Raw genomic sequence first — 1,249 nt, 5'->3', positions numbered from 1 at the left:
AAGGCTAGGGAAGGAATTGGTAGCTCGGGATCAACTTCTTGAGGATCAAGAGGATTTGCTTGAGCAAGAAAGGAAAAGTACACGTGAGCTCAAGAAACTCTTGAATCTTGAGAAGGAGAAAAATGAAGAACTTGCCCAAGGTAAAAAAACTATCTCTAGTCTCGAGGGCTTAATTGGTGCTCTTCAAGACTCGTATGATGTCTTGCAAAAGACTCATAAAGATCTTGAAGTGCAATTTGATGCTCTTTGGGCAAGCACTTCAAAACCTTCAAGCACACCCGAAACTACCAAAGCCTCTACTAGCAAGGGTTGTGAAAGATGCTATAATGCTGATATTGATGCTCTTTGTGCTCAAAGCCAACAGCCAAATGTTGAGCAAGTTGTTGTAGAATCTTGTGATGAAGCTATAGGTAAAGAGAATGATGCCTTGAAGCTTGAAGTCAAAAGGCTTGAACAAAAGGTAAAAGTATTGGAGAAGCAAGTCAAGGCGCAACCATCTCAAGATAACCGTAGAAATATGGTGAATAAGCTTGAGAAGGGTTCAAACTTCACTAATCAAGCTTCCCAACAATTAAGGAAATCCCAACCTCTCAAGAAGCAACAAAAGACCATTGAATAAGAAAAGCTTGAATATGCAAGAAGTGCATACATGAACGCAAGAAAACCTCACATCAAGAATGTCATTGGGTACAAGGTGGGAGACAAGCACAATTCAAGGGTGAATAACAATGGCAAAGAGTTCATTAAGTTCACTAAAGGCAACTCTCACCAAGTGAAGCAAGACGACAAAGAAACTAACCATGCCTCCTATGCTTCTAATATTGATGTTAATGCTTCTTACATGAATTATCATGCTTTTGATGCATCATATGTTCTCATGAAAAATAAATTTGATAGAGTTATTGCTTTGTATGTTGGGCCACACCACAAGAGGTCAAAGAATTATATGTGGGTACCTAAGTGCATTGTTACTAACTTGAAAGAACTTAATCAAACTTGGGTACCTAAAAATAAAGCATAATTTATTTTGTATGCTTACTCCTTCGGTGGAACAAGTTAGGTGCTAGATAGTGGATACACTAATCATTTGACCGGGGAGAGGCACATGTTCACATCATTTGAAGAAAATGATTGCCCAAGTGATACAACATTGTTTAGTGACAATAGTGAAGGAAAGGTAATTGGGTATGGTAAAATTGCTATTACTACCGATCATTCTATTTCAAAAGTTTTACTTGTTGATTCTTTG

The 1,249-nt window shown here is 38.0% G+C and carries 3 protein-coding genes; all 3 read left to right on the top strand.

The features are described from left to right. On the top strand, positions 1-619 hold a 619-nt coding region (locus tag ACQY5W_RS13005; protein WP_428025400.1), incomplete at its 5' end, for a hypothetical protein. Between the two features lie 30 nt (positions 620-649). Next, a complete protein-coding gene (locus ACQY5W_RS13000) occupies positions 650-1,021 on the top strand; it encodes a hypothetical protein (protein WP_428025399.1) in 372 nt (123 codons plus the stop codon). Positions 1,022-1,060: 39 nt separating this feature from the next. Beyond that, positions 1,061-1,249: hypothetical protein (locus ACQY5W_RS12995; RefSeq protein ID WP_428025398.1), on the top strand; the 189-nt coding region annotated here is incomplete at its 3' end.

This window comes from Arcobacter sp., assembly GCF_050300555.1.
Taxonomy (GTDB): Bacteria; Campylobacterota; Campylobacteria; order Campylobacterales; family Arcobacteraceae; genus Arcobacter.
Note: the sequence above shows the minus strand (reverse complement) of the source record. Positions and strands in the feature narration are given on the sequence as shown.

Excerpts from the sequence above, each read along its gene's own strand:
- ACQY5W_RS13000 (WP_428025399.1), top strand. The coding sequence starts at position 650 with ATGAACGCAAGAAAACCTCACATCAAGAATGTCATTGGGTACAAGGTG.